The sequence below is a fragment of the Thalassospira sp. genome, assembly GCF_030690045.1.
Taxonomy (GTDB): Bacteria; Pseudomonadota; Alphaproteobacteria; order Rhodospirillales; family Thalassospiraceae; genus Thalassospira.
The window spans coordinates 614,322-640,634 of sequence record NZ_JAUYHK010000011.1; the positions used below are offsets into that span (position 1 = coordinate 614,322).

The window sequence follows — 26,313 nt, forward strand, 5'->3', positions numbered from 1 at the left end:
CATCTCGACACCTCCCCCGCCCTGCCGCCACGATGTTCCCGGAAAATCAAAAAGATCAGGAGGACACCGTGACCCGATTGCTGTTTCGCGAGGATGCCTATCAACAAAGTTGCGCCGCCCGGGTGATCTCGGTGCAGGATCGCGGAGTGGAACTGGACCAGACGGTGTTTTATGCCACCAGCGGCGGTCAGGCAGGCGATTGTGGTGTTCTCAGATGCGGCGATGGCCGCGAAATCCCGGTGACCACCACAATCAAGGATCGCGAGTCTGGCCGGTATTTGCATATGATTGCCGACGGGCATGACCTGCCCGATACCGGCAGCAGCATCGAGGCCATGCTGGATTGGGAAACCCGGTATCGCCACATGCGGTTTCACACCTGTTTGCATTTGCTGTGTGCGGTGATTGACGGGTCGGTCACCGGTGGCAACATCGCAAGTCACAAATCGCGCCTTGATTTCGACATTCCCGATACGGTGCCCGACAAGGATGCGTTAACCGACCAGATCAATGCCCTGATCGCCCGCAATGCCCGCGTTTTTGACGGGGAAATCAGCGAGGCCGAATTGCGTGCCAACCCCGAACTGGTCCGCACCATGTCGGTCAGTCCGCCGATGGATGGCGGGGTGATCCGCACGATCACGATCGAGGGCATTGATTATCAGCCGTGCGGCGGCACCCATGTGCGCCAGACATCGGAAATCGGCAAAATCATCGTCGCCAAAATCGAGAAAAAAGGCCGTCAGAACCGCCGGATCAATATTGTCTTTGACGAATAGGCTTCGAGCCCACAAAATTCATCCGATCCGGGCCCACCCCGGAATTTTTAAAAATCAACTTTCGGGAACATTCGATCTATCGCAGGTCCCATCATTGCAGCCGGAGCTTTTTATGACTTATAGCAATCCTGATGCGCTGGTATCGACCCAGTGGCTGGCGGACCATCTTGACGCCCCCGACATAAGGGTGATTGACGCCAGCTGGTACATGCCCGGACAGGACAAGGACGCCCGCACCCTGTATCATGCGCAACATATCCCCGGTGCCGTGTTTTTTGACATTGACGATATTGCCGCGGATGACAGCGCCCCCCTGCCCCATATGATGCCCGACGCCATCAAATTTTCGGCACGGGTGCGCAAACTGGGCCTGGGTGACGGTGTACGCATTGTCGTGTATGCCCAGACCGGCATGGCATCGGCGGCGTGTCGCGCCTGGTGGATGTTGCGGCATTTCGGACATAATGATGTTGCCGTCCTTGATGGGGGCCTGCCGAAATGGATAGCCGACGGAAACCCGGTCACCGATGCGCCAACCCCGCCGCGTGAACGCCATTTTACCGTGCGCGCCAACAGTTTCCTGATCCGCGAATATGATCAGGTTCTGGCCAATATCACCACCCGGCGCGAACAGCTTGTCGATGCAAGGTCATCGGCACGGTTTAACGCCAGTGCCCCCGAACCGTGGGGCGATCCCGGCCATATTCCCGGTGCGCAAAACCTGCCGTTTGAAACCCTGATTGCATCGGATGGCACATTCAAACCCGCCGATGATTTGCGTGCCGCCTTTGATACCGCGGGCATTGATCTGGGCAAACCGGTGGTTGCCAGTTGCGGGTCCGGTGTGACGGCCTGCGTTCTGGCGATGGGGGCCTATCTGATCGGCAAGAAAGAAGTCGCGGTTTATGACGGGTCATGGGCGGAATGGGCATCGCGCCCCGACAGCCCGCGTGCCACAGGCACCGCCCCGTCATAGGATGTCATCGCGTTCCGCTTCCGCCCTGAAAGGGCGCATCACCTTTCGCCGCCTGCATCCCGACGATAAAAACGGATGCAAGGCGGCAATCCGCCTGTGGCAACGATGCGGTCTTGCCGATGACCGCACCATTGCCGCAAAGGACCTGCAAGATTGCCTGTCATCCGGGCATGGCTGTGTGGTTCTGGCAAGCCCGGTTGAAAGCCTTGTGGTATCGGGGACGGTGATGGTCGGATATGACAGGGATGGCACCGGATGGGTTCATTATCTGGCCGTTGCCCCGTCGCGCCAGCAACAGGGAATCGGTGCGGCCTTGTTGACGATGGCCGAAGATATCCTGCGTGCCGCCGGGCTGAGCGAATGCCGGGTGATGGCACATTCCCCCGCCATTGGCGGGTTTTATCTGGCGCAAGGTTATGATGCCGCACCGGTGACAAACGACCAATCCGATCCGCCCGCAAGGCGGATTTATGTAAAAAGGCTGATCCCATGAGCGTGAAAACGCCCCCGAAACTTGACGTTGTCGTGACTTTTCTGGAAATGACCGATGCCCCCAACCGGCCTGCGGCGATTGTGCCGCCGGGCAAGGTGGCAATTGTCCGCGCCGAGAATCCGACCCTGTCGTTTTATCATTATCTTTATAACACGGTTGGCGAACCGTGGATGTGGTGGTCGCGCCGCCTGATGGATGATGAAGAACTTGGCACCATTCTGGCCCGCCCGGAAACCCATGTTTATGTCCTGTATGTCGCCGGGGTTCCGGCGGGCTATGCCGAACTTAATCTGGCGCGGATGGAAACGGACCGGGTGATCGATCTGGCCTATATGGGGCTGATCCCGGAATTTATCGGCAAGGGATATGGCAAATATCTGTTGAACTGGGTGGTTGACACCGCCTGGAGCCTGTCGCCCGCCCGCCTGACGGTCAATACCTGCTCTTTGGATCATTCTTCTGCGTTAGGGGCTTATCAAAAGGCCGGGTTTGAGGTATATGACCAGCGTACCGAAATTATTGATGATCCGCGTGAAACCGGTCTGATCCCGAAAACGGTTTTAACAGCCGGAACGCGGAATTCCCCAAAAGGGAATGAAAATACAGATCCCGACACTTTGATCGTTGACTTTCCCGGACGCGCACGGTAACAAGCGCGCCTGAGTTTACCCAAGCCAGAGGATGATGACCCATGGCAGTGCCAAAAAGTAAAGTGACCAAGTCCCGTCAGGGCATGCGTCGCTCGCATGACAAGCTCGCCAAGGGCTCGTACCGCGAAGACAAAGAAACCGGCGAACTGCATCGCCCGCACCACATCGACCCGAAAACCGGTATGTACCGGGGTCGTCAGGTGACCGAGCCCAAGATGTAATTCGCACCCATCGGATTTCGGTCCGGTGACGGTTTTGCGACGAAGATATTCCACGTCACCCTTCGGGGTGACGTTTGGTTTAAAAAAGGACAAAGCCGAAAGGTCTTGTCCTTTTTTAATGCGCGATGCGCATAATCCGGGATCAGGTCAGGCCATCCGCCCCGGTGCCGCAAATGATCACCCCGGTCTTGCCGGAATCATCAATGCCCAGACGGCGCGCCATGATCGCCGCCATTCCGGCGGCCGCCGACAATTCCACCGCCAGTCCCAGTTCCTGCCACATCCATTGCGCAGCGGACCGCATTTCATCATCACTGACCAGAACGATGCGATCAACGTGACTGCCGATCAGATCCACATTGATTGCCGAGGATTGCCGGGGGGCAAGGCTGGTCGCCGCGGTATTGACACTGGGCAGGCAGATAACTTCCTGCGCCTTGAGGCTTTCAAACAGGGTGGGTGCGCCCACAGGTTCGACCCCGATAATCCGGATGGACGGGCGGATCATGCGTGCCGCCGTTGCCACCCCGGCAATCAGCCCGCCGCCGCCAATCGCCACCACCAGCGTTTCCAGACCGGGTTGCTGTTCGAGCATTTCCAGCGCAATTGTGCCCTGCCCGGCAATCACCCGTGGATCGGCAAAGGGATGGATATAGGCCATGCCGCTTTCACGCGCATAATCCATTGCCGCCCGGTTGGCATCATCCCAGACTGCCCCGGTCAGAACGACATCCACCCCCTGTTTTTTCAGCTTGCTGACCTTGGGGCCGGGGGTGTTGACCGGCAAATAAATCCGCACCGGCACTGCCAGAACACGGGCGGCATAAATCACCCCCATGCCATGATTGCCCCCCGATGCCGTGACCAGCCCGCGCGACCGTGCCTCGGGTTCCAGCGACAAGGCGGCATTGAGCGCCCCGCGCGCCTTGAACGACCCGGTTACCTGCATGTTTTCAAGTTTCAAAAACAGTTCGGGGACATTGGCATTGCCGGGCAAGGCACCGGGGAAACCCGTGCCCCCGGACACCGGCCCCATCGCCATCAGGGGTGTGGTTCGGATATGACCGTTCAGGCGAGAACGGGCTGTCTGGAAATCCTCAAGATCGATCACGCTGCCTCCTTGATCGTCAATTGCTGTGCTGTGTTCTTAACCCAATCTGTCGCCCGTCGCGAGAATAACAACAGTTTGTTGGTAAAAGACCTTGAACCCCGCATTCTGAAATGCTTTGAGTGACATCATACAACAATCAACAGGGCATATCCGTGCGCGGCTGAGGAGATTTGAGATGTCAGGCAAAAAAGACCAGAAACCGGCAACCCGGCTGGTACATTCCGGGCGGCGGTCCCGCGACTATCACGGGGTGGTCAATCCGCCGGTTTTTCATGCCTCGACCATTTTGTTTGAAACGCTTGCCGACCTTGAAGAAGCTGGATCATCGGCACCCGGAAAGGTCACCTATGGGCGGCATGGCACGCCAACGCGGTTTTTGCTTGAAGAATCGATTGCCGAACTTGAAGGCGGTTTTGGTACGCTTTGCGTCTCATCGGGTGTCGCTGCCATTACAAATTCGATCCTCGCCTTTGTCAAACCGGGCGACCATATTCTGGTCACAGACAGCACCTATTACCCGACGCGCCATCTGTGCAACAGTTTCCTGAAACGGTTCGGTGTTGAAACGGAATATTACGATCCGGCCATCGGCGGTGACATTTCGCACCTTATGCGCGACAATACCGCCCTTGTCTGGTGCGAAAGCCCCGGTTCCCTGACCTTTGAAATGCAGGATATCCCGGCGATTGCCAAGGTCGCCCATGCGCGCAATGTCAAGGTGTTGCTCGATAACACCTGGGCCTCGCCGATGCTGTGCCGCCCGTTTGAACTGGGCGTTGATGTGTCGGTACAGGCGGGCACGAAATATATCGTCGGCCATTCCGACGTCATGATGGGCACGATTACTACCGCCAGCGAAGAAGACCTTCTGACCATCAAAAAACAGGTCATCATATCGGGCGACGCCATCGGCCCCGATGATTGCTATCTTGCGCAGCGCGGCCTGCGTACCCTTGGCGTGCGCCTGCGCCAGCATCATGAAAGCGGCCTTAAAATCGCGACATGGCTGCAAACACGGCCCGAGGTCAGGCGTGTGCTGCATCCCGCCCTGCCCGATGATCCGGGTCATGCGATCTGGAAACGTGACTTTATCGGGGCCAGCGGCCTGTTTTCCTTCATCCTGCATCCGGTGACAAAGCCGCAGCTTGCCAATATGGTCGATCATATGGACCTGTTTGGCATGGGGTTTAGCTGGGGCGGATTTGAAAGCCTGATCCTGCCATCCGATCCGAAAAACATCCGCACGGCCACCAAATGGGATGAAGACGGCCAACTGATTCGCCTTCATATCGGCCTTGAAGATACCGACGATCTGATCGCCGATCTTGAAGCCGGGTTTGCCCGCCTGAAGACGGTCTGAAACAGCAACGGCGCGGAAAATATCCGCGCCGTTTTGTGTTATCGGGATTTCAGGATTTTGCGGAACGGCTGGACAATACAGGACAGCAAAAACAATCCTGCGGCGGCCACCACGATGCTGGGCCCGGCCGGGCTGTCGATATGCCAGGACAGGCCGATACCCGCCAGAACGGCGGCAACGCCAAACAACGCCGCCCCCACCGCCATTTGTTCGGGTGTGCGGGAGAAAAACCGGGCGCTGGCCGCCGGAACAATCAAAAGGGCCGTAATCAGCAACACCCCGACAATCTTGATTGCCATGCCAATCACCAACGCCATCAGCAACATAAAGACCAGCCGCAATTTTTCGACCGGCACCCCTTCGACAGCGGCGATTTCCGGGCTGACAGTCAGGGCCAGCAAGGGCCGCCACATGGCGACAAGTGCGATCAGAACCGCGCCGCCGCCAAGGGCCAGCAACCACAAATCAGCAGCATTGATCGCCAGAATATCGCCAAACAGATAGGCCATGATATCGACCGCCACCCCCTGCACAAAGGCCAGCGCCACCATGCCAAGGGCCAAAGTCGAATGGGCCAGCATCCCCAGAACCGTATCGCTGCCCAGCCGGTTTTGCCGTTGCCCAAGGGCCAGCAACAACGCCACCACAACACAGGCAACAATCATCCCCAGACGCACATCAATGCCCGTCAACAGACCAAGGGCAACGCCCATCAAGGCCGAATGCGCCAGTGTATCGCCAAAAAACGCCATGCGCCGCCAGACGATGAACGCGCCAAACGGCCCGCAAATCAGCGCCAGAAAAATGCCGCCCATCACCGCACGGATCAGGAAATCATCCATGAATATGTTCCTTTACCGGCGACGCAGCATGATCATGGCCGTGATCGTGACCACAACCGGCCGCCCCGATCACATGGCCGGACAAATCATGCTGATGATCATGTTCATGATGATAAATGCCAATGGCATCGGCGGCCTGCCGCCCGAACAGGGATTGATATTCGGGGTGCTGACGCACGGTTTCGGGTTGCCCCGAACAACAGACATGGCGGTTGAAACACACCACCTGATCGGTTTTCGCCATGACCAGATGCAAATCATGGGAAATCATCAAAACCGCACAGCCAAATTCGGCCCGGATGGTTTCGATCAAACGGTACAATTCCGCCTGTCCATTGACATCCACCCCCTGGGTCGGTTCATCAAGCACCAGCAATTGCGGCCTGCGCAACAGGGCCCGCGCCAGCATCACCCGTTGATTTTCCCCGCCCGACAAATCGCCCATCTGGCTGTCGATCACATGTGCCGCCCCGACCTGTTGCAGGATGGCAAGGCGTTCGGCCCGGCTGGCACGTTGCGTCAGGGTCAGAAACCGTGCCACCGTCATCGGCAGGACCGCATCAATCGCCAGTTTTTGTGGCACATAGCCCACCCGCAATCCGGCCTTGCGCGTGACCGAACCGTCATCGACCGCCTGCAAGCCCAACAGCGCCTTGACCAGGGTTGATTTCCCCGCGCCATTCGGCCCGATCAGGGTGATGATTTCGCCCGGTGAAATTGACAGGCTGACATGATCGAGCACCCGTTCCCCGCCAAAGGACAGCGACAGGTCCCGCCCCTCAATGAGTGGCGCAGTCATGGCACAGCCCCTTGATTTCAATGGTGGTCGCTTCGATCCGGAATTGCACCTGCCGGGCGGCCTTGCGCACGGCGTTGCTCATTTCCTCGTCCACTGCCTCGGCCACGCGACCACATTGGCGGCAGATGAAATATTGCCCCAGATGATGGTGATGGGGCATGTCACAGCCAAAATAGGCATTGAGCGATTCGATCCGGTGGATCAGGCCCAATTGGGTCAGAAATTCCAGCGCCCGGTAAACCGTTGGCGGTTGCACGCGCTGCCCGCCAGCCTGAATGGCATCGAGCAATTCATAGGCCGTAATCGCCTTGTGCGATTTCCAGATCAGCGAAAATACCAGACGACGCATGTCGGTAAAGCGGGCATTTTCCGCATCGCAGACTTTTTCTGCCTCGCGAAGTGCGCTATCAACGCAACGGCTGTGATCATGTCCCTTCTGCGGGAAAAGGTCGGTCATTGCAAAATCTTCTCTGCTGGCCATTGGGCGGGTGCAATTCCTGTTGACGTGATGTTATAATATATCATTTCTTGCCGGGACAGCAGATAAAAGTCAACCATCATCCGCCGGAGCCACACCCATGTCCGTCCAAGCCGCCCAGATCACCCAGATCGCCGATCAGTTGACCTATAATGCCGATGGCCTGATTCCGGCCATTGCCCAGCAACATGACAGCGGCGAGGTTTTGATGATGGCATGGATGAACCGCGATGCGGTGGTTGAAACCCTGACCACCGGGCGGGTCTGTTATTATTCCCGGTCGCGCGGGAAATTATGGCGCAAGGGCGAAACATCGGGCCAGATTCAGACCTTGACCGATTTTCGGTATGATTGCGATCAGGACACCATTCTGGTGCAGGTCGATCAAAAAGGTGTTGCCTGCCACACCGGGCGGCGCAACTGCTTTTACTTTGCGGTGCGCGACGGGGTGGAAACCATCATCTCGCAACCCGAAATTTCCGCCGACGCCCTTTATGGCGATGCCAAATAACCTTTTATATTGAAACGGACACGTCCCATGTCCCTGCATGACAGCATTTCCGAACGCATTGCCACCACGGTCATCACCGGTTTTCTCGGCAGTGGCAAAACCACCTTGCTTAACGCCCTTTTGTCGCGCAAGGGCATGGAAAAAACCGCTGTCCTGATCAATGAATTTGGCGATATCGGGCTGGATCATCTGTTGGTTCAGAATGTGTCCGAGGATGTGGTTTTGCTGAATTCCGGCTGTATTTGCTGTTCGGTGCGCGGCGATCTGATCAGCGGATTGCGCGATCTGTTTTTACGGCGCACACGGGGCGAAATCCCGGCCTTTGACCGGGTGATCATTGAAACCACCGGCCTTGCCGACCCGGCCCCGATTCTGCATACCCTGATGACCGACCCGCTTTTGACCAACAAATTCCGGCTCGATAGCGTGGTGACAACGGTTGATGCCATGCTGGGTGCCGGGCAGCTTGACCGCCATGCCGAATGCGTCAAACAGGCCGCCGTTTCCGACCGCATCCTGATCACCAAATCCGATCTGGCCGATGCGGCAACCCTGACCGCCCTTGAGGCCCGCCTGCGCGCCCTTAATCCGGCAGCGCCGATTTATCGCGTCGTGATGGGCGATATTGCGCCGGACCGGCTGTTTAACGCCGGACTGTATGACCCGGAAACCAAATCGATGGATGTGCGCAAATGGTTGCGCGATGAAGCCTATGCCGCGCATGGCGATGACAGTCATGGTCATGACCACAGTCACAGCGGTGATAATCATCATGATCATGGTCACGATCATACGCACCATGCGCATCCTTCTGACGTCAACCGCCATGACGATCATATTCAGTCCTTTTGCATTACGTTTGATGCGCCGCTGCACTGGGATGCCTTTGTCACCTGGGCGGAAATCTTTACCCAGATGCGCGGTGAGAATCTGCTCCGGATCAAGGGGATTCTTAATCTGGTGGGTGAAGATGCGCCGGTTGCCATTCATGCCGTGCAACATATCTTTCACCCGCCCGCCACCCTGTCGTCATGGCCCGATGATGATCACCGGTCCAAACTGGTATTTATCACCCGCGATCTTGGCCCGCAGGTGATCCGGGACTCGCTTTTACACCTGAATGCCGCGATTGGCGAAACCCGTGAAAAAGAACCGGCCATCACCGGTCTTTGACACATATCAAGGTTTTCGATGCTGAAATTGCTAGGGTTTGGTCGGGCTTGATACAGCCTCACTCTAAGTCCTGAAAACTCCAAAAGCCGGTCGCACACATTTTGTGACCGGTTTTTTTTCGCCATATTCAGGGGGCATTGTTTTGGGGGCCGATCCCTACCCGCCCGGACAGGTTGCGCCCGACCGGATTCGGACTAATTCATCGGCACATCAAAAATATAAGGGGAAGCAGATCATGATTATGCGCAAATGGCATGGTGCATCCATACCGGCACTGGGATTTGGCACCTATGAACTTGATGACAAAACCGCCGAACGCATGGTGGCCGAGGCCGCCGATATCGGATATCGCCATTTTGATACCGCCCAGATGTATCATAACGAAGAAGGCGTTGGCCGGGGCCTTAAGGCCAGCAAGCTGGATCGGGATGATTATTTCCTGACGACCAAGGTCTGGTATGATCAGTTTCAAAGCGGCGATTTGCAAAAATCGGCCCTTGAAAGCCTGCGCAAGCTCGATGACGATCATGTCGATCTGTTGCTGCTGCACTGGCCCAACCCCGATGTGCCGCTGGAAGAAACCATTGCCGCGTTAAACGAGGTCAAAAACCTTGGCATGGCAAAGCATATCGGTATTTCCAATTTTCCGACCGCGCTGATGGACCGCGCCATTGCCTGTTCCGACAGCCCGCTTTTATGCAATCAGGTAGAATATCACCCCTATCTGGCCCAAACCAAAGTGCTGGAGAAAACCCGGCAGAACGACATGTTGCTGACCGCCTATTGCCCGATTGCGCGTGGCAAGGTGATGGACGACCCGATCCTGATGGAAATTGCCGAAACATATGGCAAAAGCCCGGCGCAAATCACCCTGCGCTGGTTGTTGCAACAAGACAGCGTGATGGCGATTCCCAAATCCGGTTCGCCCAAAAACGCCAAAGCCAATTTCGATATTTTTGATTTTGACCTCATCCCCGATGATATGGCGAAGATTCACAAACTCGCCCGTGTAGATGGCCGCCTGATCGACCCGGATTTCGCACCGGCATGGGATATCGCCTGAGATCACAATCATCGCGCATAAAAGCAGCATGGCCGTCCCCTTTCGGGGCGGCCTTTTGCGTCAAAGGTCCCTCATACGCCAAAAACCGCCCAATTTTATCGGTGACCGCCCCCTTTCTTGTTTCGCAAATGCGAAAAGCGTAGCTTTGTTGCTTCCTAACACGCACAGGCTTTCACATGACCGTTGCAACAACCACCCCGCCACCGCAGACCAAAGACAAAGACCATCTGGCGCATCGCCCCTATGAGGATGTGCTGGCCCTGTTGCTGGGCACGGCCCTTGTGGCGCTTGGCGTGACGTTTTACAGCGAGGCGGTCCTGATCACCGGCAGCACAGCGGGGGCAGCGTTGCTGTTGCACCATGCCACCGGTTATGGCTTTGGCGTGATTTTCTTTGTCATCAACCTGCCGTTTTACGGGTTGGCCTATAAACGCATGGGCTGGGCCTTTACGCTCAAAACCTTTATCGCCGTCGGGCTGGTCTCGGTTTTTTCGCGCCTGACACCAATGTGGGTGGATTTCGTGTCGCTGGAACCGCTTTATGCCGCCATTGTCGGCGGCGGCCTGATGGGGGTGGGGTTATTGATGCTGTTTCGCCATCGCGCCGGGCTGGGCGGGGTCAATATCCTTGCCCTGTATTTGCAGGAACATCACGGATGGCGCGCCGGTTATGTCCAGCTTGGCATTGATGCCGTCATTCTGGCCTGCGCCTTTTTCACCCTGCCCTTTGACAAGGTGCTGTTATCGCTGGTCGGGGCGGCGGTCCTGAACCTGATCATCGCCATGAACCACCGGCCGGGGCGGTATATTGCGGCGCGTTAATTTATGGGTGCGGACCCTAATCCTTGCCGCGTATCGGCCCGCCTGACATTGGCGAATAAAACCGTTTGGGCGGGAACCTTGTCTGTCTTGCGGTCCTTCTGATAGCGCGAGACATAGGACCGGTAGACGCCATATTTGAAATAGATTTTATCGGCCGTCATTGTCGGACCGGCATAATCGACTTTCTGATCGCCATTGACCCAGATTTTCAAAAATCCATCGTCATGGCGCGACCATTTTGCCTGCACTTCAATGCGATGCCATGTGCCGCGCAGGTCAGATTCGTCAATCAATTTGCGATAACGCGGTTTTGTCCCGGTCACATGATCATCAAGGTGATAACCGCCCCGGTCATTCTGAAACATCCAGGCCGGTTTGGCGCCTTCCTGATGAAACTGGCCCAGCGCCACTTTGGTTGGATACACATTACGGAAATCGTCGGGAAAATAAATCGACCAGCCATACCAGTATGTGCTGCCTGCCGGGTTCCGCCCGCCCCGTTCGCTCAGTTCGGAACGTTCCCGGTCACGACCACAATCAATGCCTGTCGGCCCGCCACAATCCCCGGCCCGAACCTCGAACCGTTCCACCAGCAGCGCAATCGCCGACCCGGTTGGATCAGACACCACCCGATAGCCATAATCCGTATCGTTTAACGACCGTACAAACGGCCCGAACGTGCCACGATCCACATCGTCCGCACCAAACGCGCCAAGGGCAAGGATGGCAACAACCCCGCCGTAAAAAGAGATTTTTCGCATGGGATTACCTTTCTGTCGGCTTTTTTTTGCAATCGCAAAATGGCGTCAGAAAGGCAGGAAAATGGCGACCCCTACTGGACTTGAACCAGTAACCTACAGATTAGAAGTCTGTTGCTCTATCCAGTTGAGCTAAGGGGCCACTTGGAGACTGCCCAAGGGCGTCAACAGACAGAATCAGACAACGCGCTTGAAGGCGAAATTATCGGCATAGGTCTTGATTTGCAGCTTGCGGGTTTTGGGCTGTTCGATATCGGCGACCAGTTTGTGCCGCACGGCAAAGGCCTGTGCCTCGTCAAGGCTGTCAAAATACATTTTGACCTGATCGCGGGTATCGGTCGATCCGATCCAGCCCATCAGTTGATCGGCAATCTTTTTCGCACCGGGTTCAAATTCCATCACCCACTGGTCGGAATTGGCACGACCGGACTGCATGGCATTTTTGGCAGGTTTGTAAACACGGACCTTCATCGGGACCCTCGTTTTGACCGTCTGTAAAATGAATATGATATGGCAAAAACCATATCCTCTTTTACACCCGTTTGCCGGTCTGGCAACAGTCCGGCAAGATACGAAAAAGAAGATGGTCGGGAAGGCGAGATTCGAACTCGCGACCCCCTGCTCCCAAAGCAGGTACGCTACCAGACTGCGCTACTCCCCGACACGGCGGAGGATTTAGCACCATAATTTGCACACTGCAAGCCCGCGTTGTTGGTTTTGGCCCATTGCATTGCGAAAAAATGCCAAAGGGGCGAAAAACCTAGCGCGGCAGCCCTTCAACACGGGTGCCGACATCAAATCCCATGCGGTCGGCGGTGCCGCCATTGAGTTCCAGCACAAAGCGCACCGGTTTGGGCGATGCTATGATCGCCTCGGATTTCGGGATGGTGCGTTTTTCAATGCCGACGATTTCGCCGCTGTGATCAATGAAAATCATATCGAGCGGGATGAAGGTGTTTTTCATCCACATCGAAATTTCCTGGGCCCGGCCAAAATCAAACAGCATCCCGGCATCATTGGCCATTTCGGTGCGAAACATCAGGCCGCGTGCCCGTTCATCCGGGCTGCGTGCCAGTTCCACATTAAAGACCTGACCATCGACCAGAAGACGCGATCGTTCAAATCCATTGGCCTTTGCATTCAAACCGGCAATCACCGCAGCACTGATAAAACAGACCGCCAGAAATACCTGAAAAACCGCTCTCATACCCCAAATCCCTTTAGCAACTGCACGCGATGCCGGATTTCGGCCCTGATCAACCCGCCCCGCCACGGATCGGCCAGTGTGGTCAATAATTCCGGCGCGGGCTGTCTGCCACGGCTATGTGCCCATTTTATGACACGCAGAATTTTTTCCACTTCTACTGGTACCATATCAGGTATTTCGAATTTGTTTACAATCCCCCAGACTCCGGCCCAGCACCGCGCCACTGAATAAGGATTATATCCGCCCCCGCCCAACACCAGAAACCGGGGTGCCATTTCCGCCAGTTCGCGCACCACGTCCCAGACCGAACCATTGCCCAGCATCTGACGCGATAGCGGGTCTTCGGCAAGGGCATCACAACCGCATTGCAAAACAATCGCCTGTGGTTTGAATTTTTGCGCCAATGGCAGGATATATTCCATCAGGACAAAGCGCATTTCATCGTCATTCATGCCGCGTGGCACCGGCAAATTACGCGCCATGCCCCCGGCGATATCATCAATATCGCCGGTTTTCGGCCAGATACCGTCTTCATGCACCGAAACCGTCAAAACCCGTGGATCATCAGCAAAGGCGATTTGCACGCCGTCGCCGTGATGGGCGTCGATATCGACATATAAAATCCGGTCCAGCCCGCCATCGAGAAACGCCAAAATCCCCAATACCGGATCATTGAAATAACAAAACCCCGATGCCTGTGCGGCAAGGCCATGATGGGTGCCGCCCGCCGGATGATGGATAATGCCACCATCCTGCAACAGACGGGCCGCCAATATCGACGATCCGGCAGCCGTGGCCGGACGCCGGAAAATTTCCGGGTAAATCGGATTGCCGTTCAGGCCAAGATTAAACCGCGCCATCATATCGGGCGGCAGGGCCTGATCGCGTTCGGCCTGCTGAACGGCGGCGATGTAATCGCGGTCATGAAACCGGGCGAGTTGATCCGGTGTCGCCACCGGCCCCGTCAGGTAGGTCTGATCATTCACCCAACCCAGCGCATGGACCATATCAACCACCAGCGACACCCGCGGGATTGCCAGCGGATGTTTCGGCCCATAGCTGGAGCCGCGATAAATCTCGGCAGCGATCATGCGTGGTGGGGTCATATTGCGTACAACGTTCAATCGGTTGGCGGAAACATATCCGCAAGACAGTCCGCAGGATTGACCCTTTACCCTCAGATGCGCAAGATTGTTTTCTCAAAAGGGCCGGACCCTAAAATGAAAGCAAAGCCATGACCAATCCGTTCATTGATCCGATTGCCGATGCTTTGGCCCGGCCCAAATTCACCGTTACCGGAACCGATGAACTGCCGTCATTTTTTGCCGTTACCGATCTTGCCGTGGCAACGATCGGTGCCGCTGCATCCATGATCGCACGGTATCGCGGCCTTGCCAGCGGGGATGTCGCCCCTGTCACAATCAATCGTCGTCAGGCATCGAAATGGTTCGGCATGACAATCCGCCCCGATGGCTGGAAACTGCCGGACCAATGGGATGCGATTGCGGGCGACTATCGAACGCGCGATGGCTGGATCAGGCTTCATACCAACGCCCCGCATCACCGGGCGGCCGCACTTTCGGTTCTGGGCAATTATCGCGACCGGCAAAGCCTTGCCCCAGCCGTTGCAAACTGGGACGCCGACGCACTTGAAGCCGCAATCCTTGCCGCCGGTGGCTGTGCCGCGACCATGCGCAGCCTTGAAGACTGGCAAGCCCACCCGCAAGGCAAGGCAGTGGCGACAGAACCGATGATCGATTGGCAGGAACATGGCAATGTCACGCCCGATGACCGGATCATTTCGCCAGAACGGCCGCTTGCCGGTATTCGCGTGCTGGATTTGACGCGCGTCCTTGCCGGGCCGGTTGCCGGGCGATTCCTTGCGGCTTATGGTGCCGATGTTTTGCGCATTGATCCGCCTGCCTGGGATGAAGGTGCCGTCATCCCCGAAGTTACCCTTGGCAAACGCTGTGCCGGACTTGACCTTAAATCTGCCGGTGACCGGACCCGGTTCGAGGGTTTGCTGGGTCAGGCAGATATCCTGCTGCATGGCTATCGTCCTGATGCCCTGTCGGGGCTTGGCTACGACACAAAGGAACTTCGCCGCATTAATTCTTCCCTGATTGATGTTACGCTTTGCGCCTATGGCTGGACCGGGCCGTGGGCGAAAAGGCGGGGATTTGACAGCCTTGTGCAGATGAGCTGTGGCATCGCCGATTTCGGTATGAAGCAGACCGGAGCGCAAAAGCCGGTTCCGCTGCCGGTACAGGCGCTCGATCATGCGACCGGCTATCTGATGGCGGCAAGCGCAATATATGCGCTGTTGCGTCGCCAGCAATCGGGCATCGTCAGCACGGCAAGGCATTCTCTGGCCGGGACCGCACATTTGTTATGCCAGACAGCGCAAACCGCGTGCCTGACGGCATTTCCCGAAGAAACGGCCACAGACATTGATGCGGCTATTGAAATCACTGACTGGGGACCGGCGCGGCGAATTGCCTTTCCCGTTCATATCGAACAGGTTCCCCAGCACTGGGATCATCCGGCGGGAAAGCTGCGGCGTCATCTGCCGCAATGGTAAAATTGCCTATCGCAATTTTTCAATGAAGGCCTGAACCTAGGACAGGCGACCTATCGTTTTAATCAGAAAATCCATGCCCTTCCGAACACGGGGCGCATGACGCAAATCTGCATGAACCAGCATCCAGATTTCACGGGCGGGGAAATTTTCGCGGGCGTCAAATTTCATCAGAAGCGGATCAGCATCACCGATATAACAGGGCAATAACGCAATTCCCAGACCGGAACGGGCGGCGGCAACCTGCACATCCATATCGTTTGAACGCAAGACAACACGCCGTCCTCGCAACCTTTCCTCAAGCCAGAAATATTGCGGAATATATGCACTGCCTTCGTCCCAACTGATCAAGTCCCAGTCCGTTTCGGCGTTGGGATATGCCTTTGCGCCATAAAACCCGAATGACATGTTTGCAAGTTTACGGGTAATCACACTGGATTTGCGCGGTCGCGACAATCTTATCGCAATATCTGCCTGACGGCGGTTCAAATCCGCAGACTGTATTTGCCCCTGCAAAATCACATCAACATCAGGATGCATTTCGCGTAACTGTTTCAATTGTGGCCCAATCGTATGGCGGGCAAGCGCAGGGGGCGCACTGATACAAAGCGGCACCGACACACCTGCGACCGCCCCCGCTGCCGCACGTTCAACGGCAAACATGGCATCAAGTGCCCCCTGCCCCCGTTCGGCAAGTACCTGACCTTCCACTGTCAGCATCACCGCCTTGGGCAAACGGTCGATCAGGCGCACACCGAATGCCGTTTCAAGTGCGGCCACACGCCGGGCAACGGTACTGTGATCCACCCCCAGTTTGCGTGCAGCCCCCGAAAAACTGCCTTCATCGGCAAGCGCCAGAAAATAACGAAAATCTTCCCAGTTCATTTGCGCATTATCACCCATTTACCATGCAAATATATGCAATTCCCCACATGATGAATAACCCTTAATCCTGAATTTGTCACAACATTCAGGAGACAGACATGACCCGCGTCATTCAAATGGACCAGACCGGAGACCCATCGGCATTATACACCACCGACATGGACTTACCGGCACCAAAGGCCGATGAGGTTCGGATCAGGCAAAGCCTGATTGGTGTTAATTTCGTCGATATCTATTTTCGCAAGGGCCTGTATCCATTCCCCGTCATGCCGGGCGTTCCCGGTGTTGAAGCCGTCGGCAGGGTTTGTGCAACCGGCAAGGATGTCAGCGGCTTTGACATCGGGGAGCGGGTCGCCTATGCCGGTTTTCCCGTTGGAAGTTACAGGACGGAACGCAATATCGCAGCGAACCGTTTGATAAAACTCCCCAACGATCTGACCGACGAACAGATAGCAGGGTCTTTGTTACGCGGATTAACGGCCTATTTTTTATTGGCCCGTGTCTGTCATGTTCAACCCGGGCAAAGCATCCTTATCCATGCTGCAGCGGGCGGGCTGGGACAAATCCTGACCCGCTGGGCGAAACTGTCGGGCGCAACCACGATTGGCACTGTCAGCACCTCGGAAAAAGCCGATCTTGCCAGGCAGCAAGGTCTTGACCACGCCATATTCTACAAAGAACAGGATTTTGAAACAGCGATAGACGACCTGACGGCGGGACGGGGTGTTGATTTTGCCATTGACGGGATAGGGGGTGAAGCATTGGTCAAAACCATTCGCACCACAAAACCGTTTGGTACGACTGTCAATATTGGCGAGGTTGGCGGCGCCCTGCCCCTGATCGATGTTCGCACCCTGTCGAACCGGTTTTTAATACGTGCCAGTGTTTTGGCCTTTGCCAACAACATACAGGATTATCACCGCGCAGCCGCCGCATGGTTCGATATTCTGCGCCAGTCACACTTCCCTGCTGCCCATTCATACAGTTTTACAAACGCACCACAGGCACATGCCGATCTTGAAGCGGGAGCGACAAGTGGGGCAATTTACCTGCAAGCAGATCACTAAACCCTGAAAAGCTTATGGTGCAGGAAGGTGACCATGCGGAACGGTGCGTTGCCTTTCCTGTTCATATCGAACAGGTCCCCCATCACCGGGATCATCGGGCGGGAAAGCTGCGGCGTCATCTGCTGCAATGGTAAAATAGCCTATCGCAATTTTTCAATGATCGCGAACAGTTCTTGACGTCACCGCCCTGACTGCGCATAGTCCCCGCATCTCCAGGGGGGCCAATCGTGAATTGGCTGAGAGGTTCGGTGTTGCCGGACGACCCTTTGAACCTGAACCGGTTAAGACCGGCGTAGGAAGGTAGTCATGCGCAACAAAGCCTTGCCGGTTGATCCGGCCCCTGTCCCGCACACCGGATTTGACGTTTGCCTGCGGCGCGCCTGCGTTGCCTTTGACGGGCAGGATATTTTCCACGACCTTGATCTTGATCTTCCGGCCAACAGTTTCACCTGTTTGCTGGGCCCGTCCGGGGTCGGCAAAAGCACCTTGTTGCGTTATCTGGCCGGGTTGGTCGATGATGCGGCCAGCGGCGAGATTACCTGTTCGGATAGCCTGAATTTGCAGGGCCGGGTTGCCTATATGGCGCAGCAGGATTTGCTGTTGCCGTGGCGCAGTGTGCGGGAAAATGTCGTTCTGGGGGCTGTTTTGCGCGGGAACAGGCCCGATTTTGCCCGTGCGGATGCCCTGATTGCCGAGACGGGATTAAGCGATGCCGCCCATGTGCGCCCGACGGCCCTGTCGGGCGGCATGCGGCAACGCGCCGCCCTTGCCCGTACCCTGATGGAAGATCGTCCTGTCGTCCTGATGGACGAGCCGTTTTCGGCCCTTGACCCGCTTAATCGTCTGCGGCTTCAGGATCTGGCCGCAAGGGTGTTGCGCGGCAAGACCGTGTTGCTCGTGACCCATGATCCGCTGGAAGCCCTGCGTCTGGGCGACCGGGTGTTGGTTTTGCGCGGATCGCCCGCGCGTTTGCAAGATGCCATCATCCCCGATGGTGACATTCCGCGGGATGTGACCGACCCGGATATATTGCATTTGCAGGGGGAGTTGCTGCGGCTTCTTGGCGCGTATGATCAAACGGGTATTGCATCATGAACAATCGCCTTTTGACCCTGATGCGCCCCTTTATCATCATCGCCGTCCTGATTGCGGCATGGCAGTTGTTTGTGATCCTGACGGGTGCCCCGAAATATATGCTGCCGGCCCCGATGGAAGTCTTGCAGACCCTGATCAAACGCAGCGATGTGTTGTTTGATCATGCCCGCTATACCATTGCCGAAATCATCATCGGGCTGTTTGCCGGGTCGATGCTTGGCGCGTTGGCCGCCTTGCCGATGGCCTTGTTTGCACCGGTGCGGTTTTGGCTGATGCCGATGTTGCTGGTGTCCCAGGCCGTGCCGTTTTTTGCGATTGCGCCGTTACTGGTGTTGTGGCTGGGTTTTGGCATGGCGTCAAAAATCGCCATGGCAGCATTGATCATTTTCTTTCCGGTCACCGTGGCATTTTTTGACGGGCTGTCACGGACCGAGCCGGGCTGGCTTGATCTGGGCCGTACGATGGGGGCCAATCGTTGGCGGTTGCTGGCACATGTGCGACTGCCTGCCGCCCTGCCCGCCTTTGCCTCGGGCTTTCGCGTTGCCACCGCCGTTGCACCGATTGGCGCGATCATTGGCGAATGGGTCGGGTCCAGCCACGGCCTTGGCTATTTGATGCTTCATGCCAATGCGCGGGTGCAGATCGATATGGTTTTTGCCTGTTTGCTGGTGCTGTGCGCCTTTTCGATCACGCTTTATTTTCTGGTGGATCGCGGTTTGCGGGCAGCCCTGCCGTGGCAACCCGACAGCCTTGCCCCGCATCGCTAAACCTTTTTTCCCGATTTGTTTTTTCATCCCAAGACAGGAGCAATTCCGATGTCACGCCTGAAATCCATCCTGACCGCCGCCGCCCTTGGCGCGGGGGTTTTCGCCACCAATCCCGCCCATGCCAATGACAGGCTGGTGATCCTGCTGGACTGGTTTGTGAACCCCGATCATGCACCGCTGATTGTTGCAAAGGAAAAGGGCTTTTTTGCCGCCCACGGGCTGGATGTTGAACTGATTGAACCGTCCGATCCATCCGCCCCGCCACGTCTGGTCGCGGCCGGTCAGGGCGATGTTGCCGTCAATTACCAGCCGCAATTGCATGTGCAGGCGGCACAGGGATTGCCGCTGACACGCATTGGCACTTTGGTCGCAACGCCGTTAAATTCCCTGATTGTGCTGGAAGACGGGCCGATCAAGGAATTATCCGATTTGAAAGGCAAGAAAATCGGCTTTTCGGTTGCCGGGTTTGAAGATGCCATTCTGGGCACTATGCTGGCACGGCACGGGGTCGCGATGAGCGACATTGAAATGGTCAATGTCAATTTTTCGCTGTCGCCATCGCTGTATTCCGGGCAGGTCGATGCGATTATTGGCGGATATCGCAATTTTGAACTGAACCAGATGGCAATCGAAGGCAAGCCGGGCCGGGCCTTTTTTGTCGAGGAAGAAGGGGTGCCGCCCTATGACGAACTGATCCTGACCATCCATCGCGATAAAGTGGATGACCCGCGCATGGCGCGAATGATGGATGCGCTGGAAGAAGGGGTGCAATATCTGATCAACCATCCTGATGACAGCTGGCAGGCCTTTATTGCCGCCTATCCCAATCTGGACGACGCATTGAACAGTCGCGCCTGGGCCGATACCTTGCCACGATTTGCCCTGCGTCCGGCGGCGGTGGACATGAAACGCTATGCCCGCTTTGCCGATTATCTGAAAGAACAGGGCATTATCGACACCACGCCGGAACTTGAAAGCTATGTAACCGTTATCGAATAACCGGAACCGGGCCGGATGGGCGGGATGCCGATCCGGTCTTTTTCATGGACCGTAATCCTGTTCACTTGCGCATAACGCACCGCCTGCCACATTCTGGAATGATAAACAGGTGCAATAACAACAGGGATACCCGCCCGTGACCGATGACGCCCGCCCGCCCCATCATACGGATACCGGTTTTGAGAACCGCTATCCATTACCCGATGGCAAGAAAACCTTTTTTACGTTTTTGAAACGACGCTATTTCGGCGATGAGAACTGGCCCAAGGCCAAACATCAGCACGGCAAAACCCCGCAGGAATTGCCAAATCTTGAGGCCATTCACGCCCCCGACCCGACCCAGGCCCAGATCACCTGGATCGGCCATGCCTCGGCGCTGGTGCAATATGGCGGGATAAATATCCTGACCGATCCGGTGTTTTCGCACCGGGCGTCACCATTGCGTTTTGCCGGGCCACGGCGCTACAGCCCGCCCGGCCTGCGCATTGATCAATTGCCGAAAATCGACATGGTGGTGCTGTCGCACAATCATTATGACCATTTCGACCTGCATAGCTTGCGGGAAATCGGCACCGGGCCGCGCCATATTGTGCCGCTGCGCAATGGTGCCCTTTTGCAACAAGCCGGGATTGATACCTGTCATGAACTTGATTGGGACCAATCCCTTACCCTGGACGGGGTGACGGTCACATTATTGCCATCCTATCACTGGTCCAGCCGCAAACTGAGTGACCGCAAACAGATGTTATGGGGCGGTTATGGATTTGAATTTGCCGACGGGTTCAAATTTTATTTCGCGGGCGATAGCGGCTGGAACGAAAAATTATTTTCCGAAATGGGGGCGCAATACGGGCCGTTTGATTTGGGTCTGATCCCGATTGGGGCCTATGAACCGCGTGATTTTATGGAACGTGCCCATGTCAATCCGTATGAGGCCGTGCAGCTTAAACAGGCGATGGGTGTCAAACAGGCGATTGCCATTCATTGGGGAACCTTTGTCCTGACATCCGAACCGGTTGATGAACCGCCGCAAAAATTGCGCCATGCCTTGCATGAGGCAGGCATTGCCGCAGATGAATTTCAGGCCGTGCCGATTGGTGCCACCCGCATTTTTAGCCGTGACCCCGGCCCCTGATCGCCTGCCATGCCATTTGCCAAACGGTCTGGAAATATGCTTTAACCACCTGATATTGATTTCTTTCAGGGGCGGGACCGCAATTGACCACCACCGTTTTTCTGGCCGTGATTGCGGCGGCTTTGTTGCATGCTGTGTGGAATGCCCTGGTCAAGGGCGGTGTGGACAAACATCTGGGCATGGCCGCCGTGGTTCTGGGCCATACGCCGATTGCCCTTGTCCTGTTGCCGTTCATTCCCCTGCCCGCCGCCGAAAGCTGGCCCTATATGGTGGCGTCGATTGCGTTGCATTTTGGCTATCAGGTTTTTCTGCTGCAATCCTATCGTCTGGGCGATCTGACACAGGTTTATCCGATTGCCCGTGGATCGGCCCCCCTGATGGTGGCGGCAATTTCGACGCTGTTTTTGGGGGTAACCCTGCAATCGCTTGAATTGCTGGCGATTTGCATTATCGGCACCGGCATCATGAGCCTCAGTCTGGCGCGGCGCAGTGACGGGCTGCGCAATGTCAATGCCGCCTTTCTGGCGTTGATGACCGGCTGTTTTATTTGCGGTTATTCGCTGGTTGATGGTTATGGTGCGCGGCTGGCAGGGACGTCGCTGGGTTATTATGCGTGGCATACGCTGGGCAATACCATTGCCTTTACGCTGTATATCCGCCTCAGCCGCCCCGGATTGCTGCGCGATTTGCCCAAAAAGGGCAAACGGGTTTTCATCATTGGCGGCAGTGCATCCTTTGTCGCCTATGCCATGGTGATGTGGGCCTTCACACAGGCCCCGATCCCGCTGGTCACGGCCTTGCGCGAAACCAGCATCGTCTTTGCCCTGTTGATCGGGGTGTTTTTCCTGCGCGAAAAACTGAATCTGGTCAAAGTATTTTCGGCGATGGTCACCTTGTTTGGTGCGGCCCTGTTGCGGTTTGTGCGTTAGATCGCATAGGGTTTGCGCACCGATCCGTCTTCAAACCGCGACAATTCAAGCCCGGTCAGGGGGATGGACGGTGCCCCCGTGGTGATCCATTCCGCCAGCACCTTGCCGACAATCGGCCCCATGGCAAATCCGTGGCCGGAAAAGCCGGTTGCGATAAAGAATCCCTTGGGGTTTTCCAGTTGGTCGATCACCGGCACCGCATCGGGGGTGACGTCAATATCGCCCGCCCATGAATCGGCAATCGCAACCGGGCCGATATGGGGAAACAGGGTTTTGAGTTGCGCCATCGCATTGCGTACCCGCACCGGATTGACCACGGCCTGATTATGGCGTCGTCCCATCAGTTCGCGGCCTTTCATGTCCGATCCCGGCAGGCCATCGACCAGTTCATTGATCAATGGACGGCCCAGATGGAACCGGAAATTGCGCCAGTTGGCAGCAAGCCCCGGCATGAAATCGCGGGCATAGCGAAACCGCGACAAAGTCAGGTCAATGTCGGTGACAAATTCATCGGCAATGTTCAACGACCCGTCGGCGCGTTGCCGCAGGCCCAATCCTTCGGCCAGAGTTGCCGCCGCCGTAATCGGCGCAACCGGCGTGGTGCGCACCACAGTGCCGCGTGTGGTTTGTTGCGGCAGGCGGCGGCCCAGTTTTGCGACAAATTTATGGGTCATGGCCCCGGCGGCGCAGATCACATGACGGGTGCGGATTTCACCCTGTTCGCAAATCACGCTGCTGACCTGTCCGGCTTCGGTTTCAATGCCCAGCGCCCCACATCCTTCGACAATCACCGCCCCCAGTTCACGGGCTTTTTTCGCCAGTGCCGGGGCGGCCTTTTTGGGTTCTGCCTGTCCGTCGGACGGGGTGAATATACCGCCAATGCCCGGTTTGGTGATGTGCGGCGCAATGCGTTCAACCCCGGCCCGATCCAGAATCAGCGTTTCAATGTCATAAGGGGCGGCATCCACCACCCATTTTTCATAGGATGCCATTTCCCGGTCATCGCGGGCCACAAACAGAACCCCGCCCTGCCGCCATTCCAGATCGGCACCCAGTTCCTGTTCCAAAGTCGGCCAGATGGCGTTACACGCCTTCATCAGGGCCAGCTCAACCGGATCGCGGCCCTGTTGCCGGACAAACCCCCATGCCCGGCCCGACTGGTGCGAGGCAATGGTGTCTTTTTCCAGCAACACCACCGACATGCCCGCCTTTGCCAGATAATAGGCACTGGCCGCGCCCTGAATACCGCCGCCAATAACGACGACATCAGCGTGATCGGGGATCGGAGTGCCGGGTGTGCTGGTGGTGCCGGTCATGTCTGCTGCCTCGTGTGAAATAGACAAAATTTGTGTTTCCCAATGTTCTAGAGACGATTACGGTACATGACAATTGAATAACATTCAGGTTTGATCATGTCTGAACAGCCCAAAACATATCGCCCCGCCACCTTCACCGCCCAGGCACTGGGTTGGGTTGATGAGGCCACCCGTTCGGTCACGCCGCCGATTTATCCCTCCACCACGTTTGAACGCAATGCCGACCTTAGCTATCACGACGGGCGCTGTTATAGCCGGGCCGACAACCCGACCTATGATCAGGCCTGTGCGGTTCTGAACGCGCTGGAAGGCGGCGAGGACACCCGCCTGTTTGCATCGGGCATGGCCGCCGCCGTTGCGGTGTTGCGATCCCTTGAACCCGGCGATCATGTGATTGCGCCCAAGGTGATGTATTGGTCCTTGCGCGGTTTTATGCTTGATAGCGGGGTGCGCGCCGGGCTGACATTTGATTTTGTCGATAATGGCGATTGTCAAAGCTGGATCAGCGCCCTGAAACCGGGCAAGACCAGACTGGTCTGGATCGAAACCCCGTCCAACCCCGACTGGCAAATTACCGATATCGCCGCCGTGGCCGATGCCGCCCATCAGGCCGGGGCGATTGTCGCCGTCGATAATACGGTGGCCACCCCGCTTTTGACCCGCCCGATTGAATTGGGGGCCGATATTGTGATGCATTCGGCAACCAAATATCTGAACGGGCATAGCGACGTTCTGGCAGGTAGCCTGACCACCGCCCGTAAAGACCCGTTCTGGGACCGGGTGTGCGTGCAGCATAAAGGCGGCGGTGCTGTTCTTGGCGTGTTTGAAACATGGTTGTTGCTGCGCGGGATGCGCACCTTGTCGATCCGCGTTGAAAAATGCTGCACCAATGCGATGGCAATTGCGCAGCATTTTGAACATCATCCCGACATCGTTCAGGTGCAATATCCCGGCCTTGCAAGCCATGTCGGCCATGACATCGCCAAACGTCAGATGACGGGCGGTTTTGGCGGCATGTTATCCTTGCGCGTCAAGGGCGGGCGGGATCGCGCCGTGGCGTTTCACAATGCCTGCAATCTGTTCAAACGCGCCACGTCGCTTGGCGGGGTAGAAGGATTGATCGAACATCGCGCATCGGTCGAAGGCCCCGACAGCCCGGTGCCCGATGATTTGTTGCGCCTGTCCGTCGGGATCGAAGATATTGACGATCTGATATCCGATCTTGAATCTGCGCTGGCATCCAGTAAATAGAACCGACGTAAAAATCATAACCGAACCGATCCACAACCAGCCGGACGACAATGCCTGATTTCAAAATAAAAGAACGGTCCCTGCCGGATTTGCTTTTTGCGACATTGTGCATTTTTACCGTGCTGGCGGTGGCCGGTCAACAGGCCGCCCAAGCCCAAAGCCCGTTGGCACCCCCGGCACCGGGCCTGATTTATGATGTTGCCAGCAACCGTTATATCAAAATTGGCGAACTGCACCGGGCGGTTACCAATGTCCGTTATGTGTTGCTGGGGGAAACCCACGATAATCCACTGCATCATCACCGGCAGGCCGAACTGGTCGATGCGCTGTCACAGGACGGGTTGAAACGCACAATTGTCTGGGAAATGTTCAATCGCGACCAGCAGGCCGATCTGGATGCCGCATGGGTCGCCCGCGACCCCGAAAATCTTGGACCTGCACTGGATTGGGAGAATAGCGGCTGGCCTTCCTGGTATGATTATCAACCGATTGCCAGTGCGGCGGCCAAACATAATCTGGAAATCAGTGCCGGAAATCTGCCGCGCAATGTGTTGCAACCGATGGCGACCGAGGGGCTGGATGCCCTGCCCGATGATCTGCGCGACCTTTTGAATGTGCCCGACATGCCCGGCCCGATTGCCGACCAGTTCAAGGTTGAAATTGTGTCATCGCATTGCGGCATGTTACCCCCGGAAAAAGCTGCCCCGTTTGGCCTGATCCAGTATGTCCGCGATGCGTCGCTGGCGCGGGCGATGTTTGATGCCGCCAGTGTCCCCGGACAGGACGGCGCGTTTTTGATTGCCGGGTCAATGCATGTGCGGTCTGGTGTTGCCGTGCCTTTTCATCTGGAACGATATGATCCCGAAGGATCGCGGGCCGTGATTGCCATGATGGAAACCGGCAATGATGGCACCGAACTGCGCCCCGACGATTATCTGGCCCGGCTGGGCGGGCGCAATGCCGTTGATTTCATCTGGTTTACCAGCGCGATCAAACGCGATGATCCGTGCGATGCCTTTAAAACCAAACCCGCCGAATAACCCGACACA

Annotated in this window: 29 protein-coding genes, 2 tRNA genes and 1 riboswitch; of the genes, 19 read left to right on the plus strand and 12 right to left on the minus strand. The window is 56.5% G+C overall.

Translation table 11 applies throughout. From position 1 onward, the window contains the following. Nucleotides 1–68 precede the first annotated feature (68 nt). The 5 genes from Q8O73_RS08785 to rpmF all read left to right on the plus strand — a co-directional run bounded on the left by Q8O73_RS08785 (nucleotide 69) and on the right by rpmF (nucleotide 3,119). Complete coding sequence (locus Q8O73_RS08785; protein ID WP_305557640.1) at nucleotides 69–779, plus strand: alanyl-tRNA editing protein; 711 nt, start codon at nucleotides 69–71, stop codon at nucleotides 777–779. A 112-nt stretch (nucleotides 780–891) separates the two neighbouring features. Next, nucleotides 892–1,755 (plus strand): 3-mercaptopyruvate sulfurtransferase, encoded by an 864-nt coding sequence (gene sseA / locus Q8O73_RS08790; protein WP_305557642.1) that lies wholly within the window; start codon nucleotides 892–894, stop codon nucleotides 1,753–1,755. 1 nt (nucleotide 1,756) lies between these two features. Further along, nucleotides 1,757–2,248, plus strand: a complete 492-nt coding sequence (locus Q8O73_RS08795) for a GNAT family N-acetyltransferase (protein WP_305557644.1) — start codon at nucleotides 1,757–1,759, stop codon at nucleotides 2,246–2,248. Further along, nucleotides 2,245–2,898, plus strand: coding sequence for a GNAT family N-acetyltransferase (locus Q8O73_RS08800; RefSeq protein WP_305557646.1), 654 nt, complete (start codon nucleotides 2,245–2,247; stop codon nucleotides 2,896–2,898). Before Q8O73_RS08795 ends, Q8O73_RS08800 begins: the two co-directional genes overlap by 4 nt. A 41-nt stretch (nucleotides 2,899–2,939) precedes the next feature. After that, nucleotides 2,940–3,119, plus strand: coding sequence for a 50S ribosomal protein L32 (rpmF, locus tag Q8O73_RS08805; RefSeq protein ID WP_305557648.1), 180 nt, complete (start codon nucleotides 2,940–2,942; stop codon nucleotides 3,117–3,119). Between the two features lie 142 nt (nucleotides 3,120–3,261). On the opposite strand, the gene Q8O73_RS08810 is transcribed toward rpmF, so the two are convergent. Beyond that, nucleotides 3,262–4,230 (minus strand): threonine/serine dehydratase, encoded by a 969-nt coding sequence (locus Q8O73_RS08810; protein WP_305557650.1) that lies wholly within the window; start codon nucleotides 4,228–4,230, stop codon nucleotides 3,262–3,264. A gap of 175 nt (nucleotides 4,231–4,405) precedes the next feature. Here Q8O73_RS08810 and metC point away from each other — a divergent pair, with 175 nt between their 5' ends. Continuing rightward, nucleotides 4,406–5,590 (plus strand): cystathionine beta-lyase, encoded by a 1,185-nt coding sequence (metC, locus tag Q8O73_RS08815; protein ID WP_305557652.1) that lies wholly within the window; start codon nucleotides 4,406–4,408, stop codon nucleotides 5,588–5,590. A gap of 38 nt (nucleotides 5,591–5,628) precedes the next feature. Here the strand turns inward: metC and Q8O73_RS08820 are convergent, their stop codons facing one another. From Q8O73_RS08820 to Q8O73_RS08830, 3 genes are read right to left on the minus strand one after another with little or no spacing between them, the layout of a single operon-like run. Then, on the minus strand, nucleotides 5,629–6,432 hold the full coding sequence (locus tag Q8O73_RS08820) for an iron chelate uptake ABC transporter family permease subunit (RefSeq protein WP_305557654.1): 804 nt from the start codon (nucleotides 6,430–6,432) through the stop codon (nucleotides 5,629–5,631). Beyond that, entirely contained in the window at nucleotides 6,425–7,231 is an 807-nt protein-coding gene (gene znuC, locus Q8O73_RS08825) for a zinc ABC transporter ATP-binding protein ZnuC (RefSeq protein ID WP_305557656.1), read from the minus strand. The genes Q8O73_RS08820 and znuC overlap by 8 nt, the downstream gene beginning before the upstream one ends. Next, nucleotides 7,212–7,688, minus strand: coding sequence for a Fur family transcriptional regulator (locus Q8O73_RS08830; protein WP_305557658.1), 477 nt, complete (start codon nucleotides 7,686–7,688; stop codon nucleotides 7,212–7,214). Before Q8O73_RS08830 ends, znuC begins: the two co-directional genes overlap by 20 nt. A 121-nt stretch (nucleotides 7,689–7,809) precedes the next feature. Here Q8O73_RS08830 and hisI point away from each other — a divergent pair, with 121 nt between their 5' ends. The 4 genes from hisI (at nucleotide 7,810) to Q8O73_RS08850 (ending at nucleotide 11,277) form a co-directional block, all read left to right on the plus strand. Next, nucleotides 7,810–8,220 carry a phosphoribosyl-AMP cyclohydrolase gene (gene hisI, locus Q8O73_RS08835; protein WP_305557660.1) on the plus strand — a complete coding sequence of 137 codons (411 nt, stop codon included), beginning with the start codon at nucleotides 7,810–7,812 and terminating at the stop codon, nucleotides 8,218–8,220. A gap of 27 nt (nucleotides 8,221–8,247) precedes the next feature. Next, on the plus strand, nucleotides 8,248–9,393 hold the full coding sequence (locus Q8O73_RS08840) for a GTP-binding protein (RefSeq protein WP_305557662.1): 1,146 nt from the start codon (nucleotides 8,248–8,250) through the stop codon (nucleotides 9,391–9,393). Nucleotides 9,394–9,628: 235 nt separating this feature from the next. Next, nucleotides 9,629–10,456 carry an aldo/keto reductase gene (locus Q8O73_RS08845; RefSeq protein ID WP_305557664.1) on the plus strand — a complete coding sequence of 276 codons (828 nt, stop codon included), beginning with the start codon at nucleotides 9,629–9,631 and terminating at the stop codon, nucleotides 10,454–10,456. Nucleotides 10,457–10,632: 176 nt separating this feature from the next. Beyond that, nucleotides 10,633–11,277 (plus strand): YitT family protein, encoded by a 645-nt coding sequence (locus Q8O73_RS08850; protein ID WP_305557666.1) that lies wholly within the window; start codon nucleotides 10,633–10,635, stop codon nucleotides 11,275–11,277. Here Q8O73_RS08850 and Q8O73_RS08855 read toward each other — a convergent pair. The 6 genes from Q8O73_RS08855 to Q8O73_RS08880 form a co-directional block, all read right to left on the minus strand. Beyond that, nucleotides 11,274–12,038 (minus strand): polysaccharide lyase, encoded by a 765-nt coding sequence (locus Q8O73_RS08855; protein WP_305557668.1) that lies wholly within the window; start codon nucleotides 12,036–12,038, stop codon nucleotides 11,274–11,276. The two genes, Q8O73_RS08850 and Q8O73_RS08855, sit on opposite strands and share 4 nt — an antisense overlap. Before the next feature lie 62 nt (nucleotides 12,039–12,100). Continuing rightward, nucleotides 12,101–12,177 (minus strand) — tRNA-Arg (locus tag Q8O73_RS08860). Between the two features lie 35 nt (nucleotides 12,178–12,212). Then, nucleotides 12,213–12,506 carry an ETC complex I subunit gene (locus Q8O73_RS08865; RefSeq protein WP_305557670.1) on the minus strand — a complete coding sequence of 98 codons (294 nt, stop codon included), beginning with the start codon at nucleotides 12,504–12,506 and terminating at the stop codon, nucleotides 12,213–12,215. Between the two features lie 113 nt (nucleotides 12,507–12,619). Further along, nucleotides 12,620–12,696 (minus strand) — tRNA-Pro (locus tag Q8O73_RS08870). Nucleotides 12,697–12,795: 99 nt separating this feature from the next. Further along, a complete protein-coding gene (locus Q8O73_RS08875; RefSeq protein ID WP_305557672.1) occupies nucleotides 12,796–13,242 on the minus strand; it encodes a DUF192 domain-containing protein in 447 nt (148 codons plus the stop codon). Then, a complete protein-coding gene (locus Q8O73_RS08880) occupies nucleotides 13,239–14,348 on the minus strand; it encodes an acetoin utilization protein AcuC (RefSeq protein WP_305557674.1) in 1,110 nt (369 codons plus the stop codon). The genes Q8O73_RS08875 and Q8O73_RS08880 overlap by 4 nt, the downstream gene beginning before the upstream one ends. A 128-nt stretch (nucleotides 14,349–14,476) precedes the next feature. Between Q8O73_RS08880 and Q8O73_RS08885 the strand changes: the two genes are divergently transcribed. After that, nucleotides 14,477–15,823 (plus strand): CoA transferase, encoded by a 1,347-nt coding sequence (locus tag Q8O73_RS08885; RefSeq protein WP_305557676.1) that lies wholly within the window; start codon nucleotides 14,477–14,479, stop codon nucleotides 15,821–15,823. Nucleotides 15,824–15,859: 36 nt separating this feature from the next. Here the strand turns inward: Q8O73_RS08885 and Q8O73_RS08890 are convergent, their stop codons facing one another. Continuing rightward, nucleotides 15,860–16,705, minus strand: a complete 846-nt coding sequence (locus Q8O73_RS08890) for a LysR family transcriptional regulator (protein ID WP_305557678.1) — start codon at nucleotides 16,703–16,705, stop codon at nucleotides 15,860–15,862. A 98-nt stretch (nucleotides 16,706–16,803) separates the two neighbouring features. Here Q8O73_RS08890 and Q8O73_RS08895 point away from each other — a divergent pair, with 98 nt between their 5' ends. From Q8O73_RS08895 to Q8O73_RS08920, 6 genes are all read left to right on the plus strand, one after another. After that, on the plus strand, nucleotides 16,804–17,772 hold the full coding sequence (locus Q8O73_RS08895) for a quinone oxidoreductase (RefSeq protein WP_305557680.1): 969 nt from the start codon (nucleotides 16,804–16,806) through the stop codon (nucleotides 17,770–17,772). 204 nt (nucleotides 17,773–17,976) lie between these two features. Next, nucleotides 17,977–18,088: riboswitch (TPP riboswitch) on the plus strand. Continuing rightward, the gene (locus tag Q8O73_RS08900; RefSeq protein ID WP_305557682.1) at nucleotides 18,079–18,867 is read left to right on the plus strand and encodes an ABC transporter ATP-binding protein; all 789 of its coding nucleotides are present in this window, start codon (nucleotides 18,079–18,081) and stop codon (nucleotides 18,865–18,867) included. (Overlaps the previous riboswitch by 10 nt.) Further along, nucleotides 18,864–19,634: an ABC transporter permease gene (locus Q8O73_RS08905; RefSeq protein ID WP_305557684.1), complete on the plus strand. Its 771-nt coding sequence runs from the start codon at nucleotides 18,864–18,866 to the stop codon at nucleotides 19,632–19,634. Before Q8O73_RS08900 ends, Q8O73_RS08905 begins: the two co-directional genes overlap by 4 nt. A gap of 48 nt (nucleotides 19,635–19,682) precedes the next feature. Continuing rightward, a complete protein-coding gene (locus tag Q8O73_RS08910; protein WP_305557686.1) occupies nucleotides 19,683–20,633 on the plus strand; it encodes an ABC transporter substrate-binding protein in 951 nt (316 codons plus the stop codon). A 136-nt stretch (nucleotides 20,634–20,769) separates the two neighbouring features. Continuing rightward, nucleotides 20,770–21,768: an MBL fold metallo-hydrolase gene (locus Q8O73_RS08915; protein WP_305557688.1), complete on the plus strand. Its 999-nt coding sequence runs from the start codon at nucleotides 20,770–20,772 to the stop codon at nucleotides 21,766–21,768. 83 nt (nucleotides 21,769–21,851) lie between these two features. Next, complete coding sequence (locus Q8O73_RS08920) at nucleotides 21,852–22,697, plus strand: DMT family transporter (protein WP_305557689.1); 846 nt, start codon at nucleotides 21,852–21,854, stop codon at nucleotides 22,695–22,697. Here the strand turns inward: Q8O73_RS08920 and Q8O73_RS08925 are convergent. Next, a complete protein-coding gene (locus tag Q8O73_RS08925) occupies nucleotides 22,694–24,040 on the minus strand; it encodes an FAD-binding oxidoreductase (RefSeq protein ID WP_305557690.1) in 1,347 nt (448 codons plus the stop codon). The two genes, Q8O73_RS08920 and Q8O73_RS08925, sit on opposite strands and share 4 nt — an antisense overlap. 69 nt (nucleotides 24,041–24,109) lie before the next feature. On the opposite strand from Q8O73_RS08925, the gene Q8O73_RS08930 reads away from it, so the two are divergent. Beyond that, on the plus strand, nucleotides 24,110–25,264 hold the full coding sequence (locus Q8O73_RS08930; protein WP_305557692.1) for a PLP-dependent aspartate aminotransferase family protein: 1,155 nt from the start codon (nucleotides 24,110–24,112) through the stop codon (nucleotides 25,262–25,264). 50 nt (nucleotides 25,265–25,314) lie between these two features. Further along, complete coding sequence (locus Q8O73_RS08935) at nucleotides 25,315–26,304, plus strand: ChaN family lipoprotein (RefSeq protein ID WP_305557694.1); 990 nt, start codon at nucleotides 25,315–25,317, stop codon at nucleotides 26,302–26,304. Nucleotides 26,305–26,313: the final 9 nt, after the last annotated feature.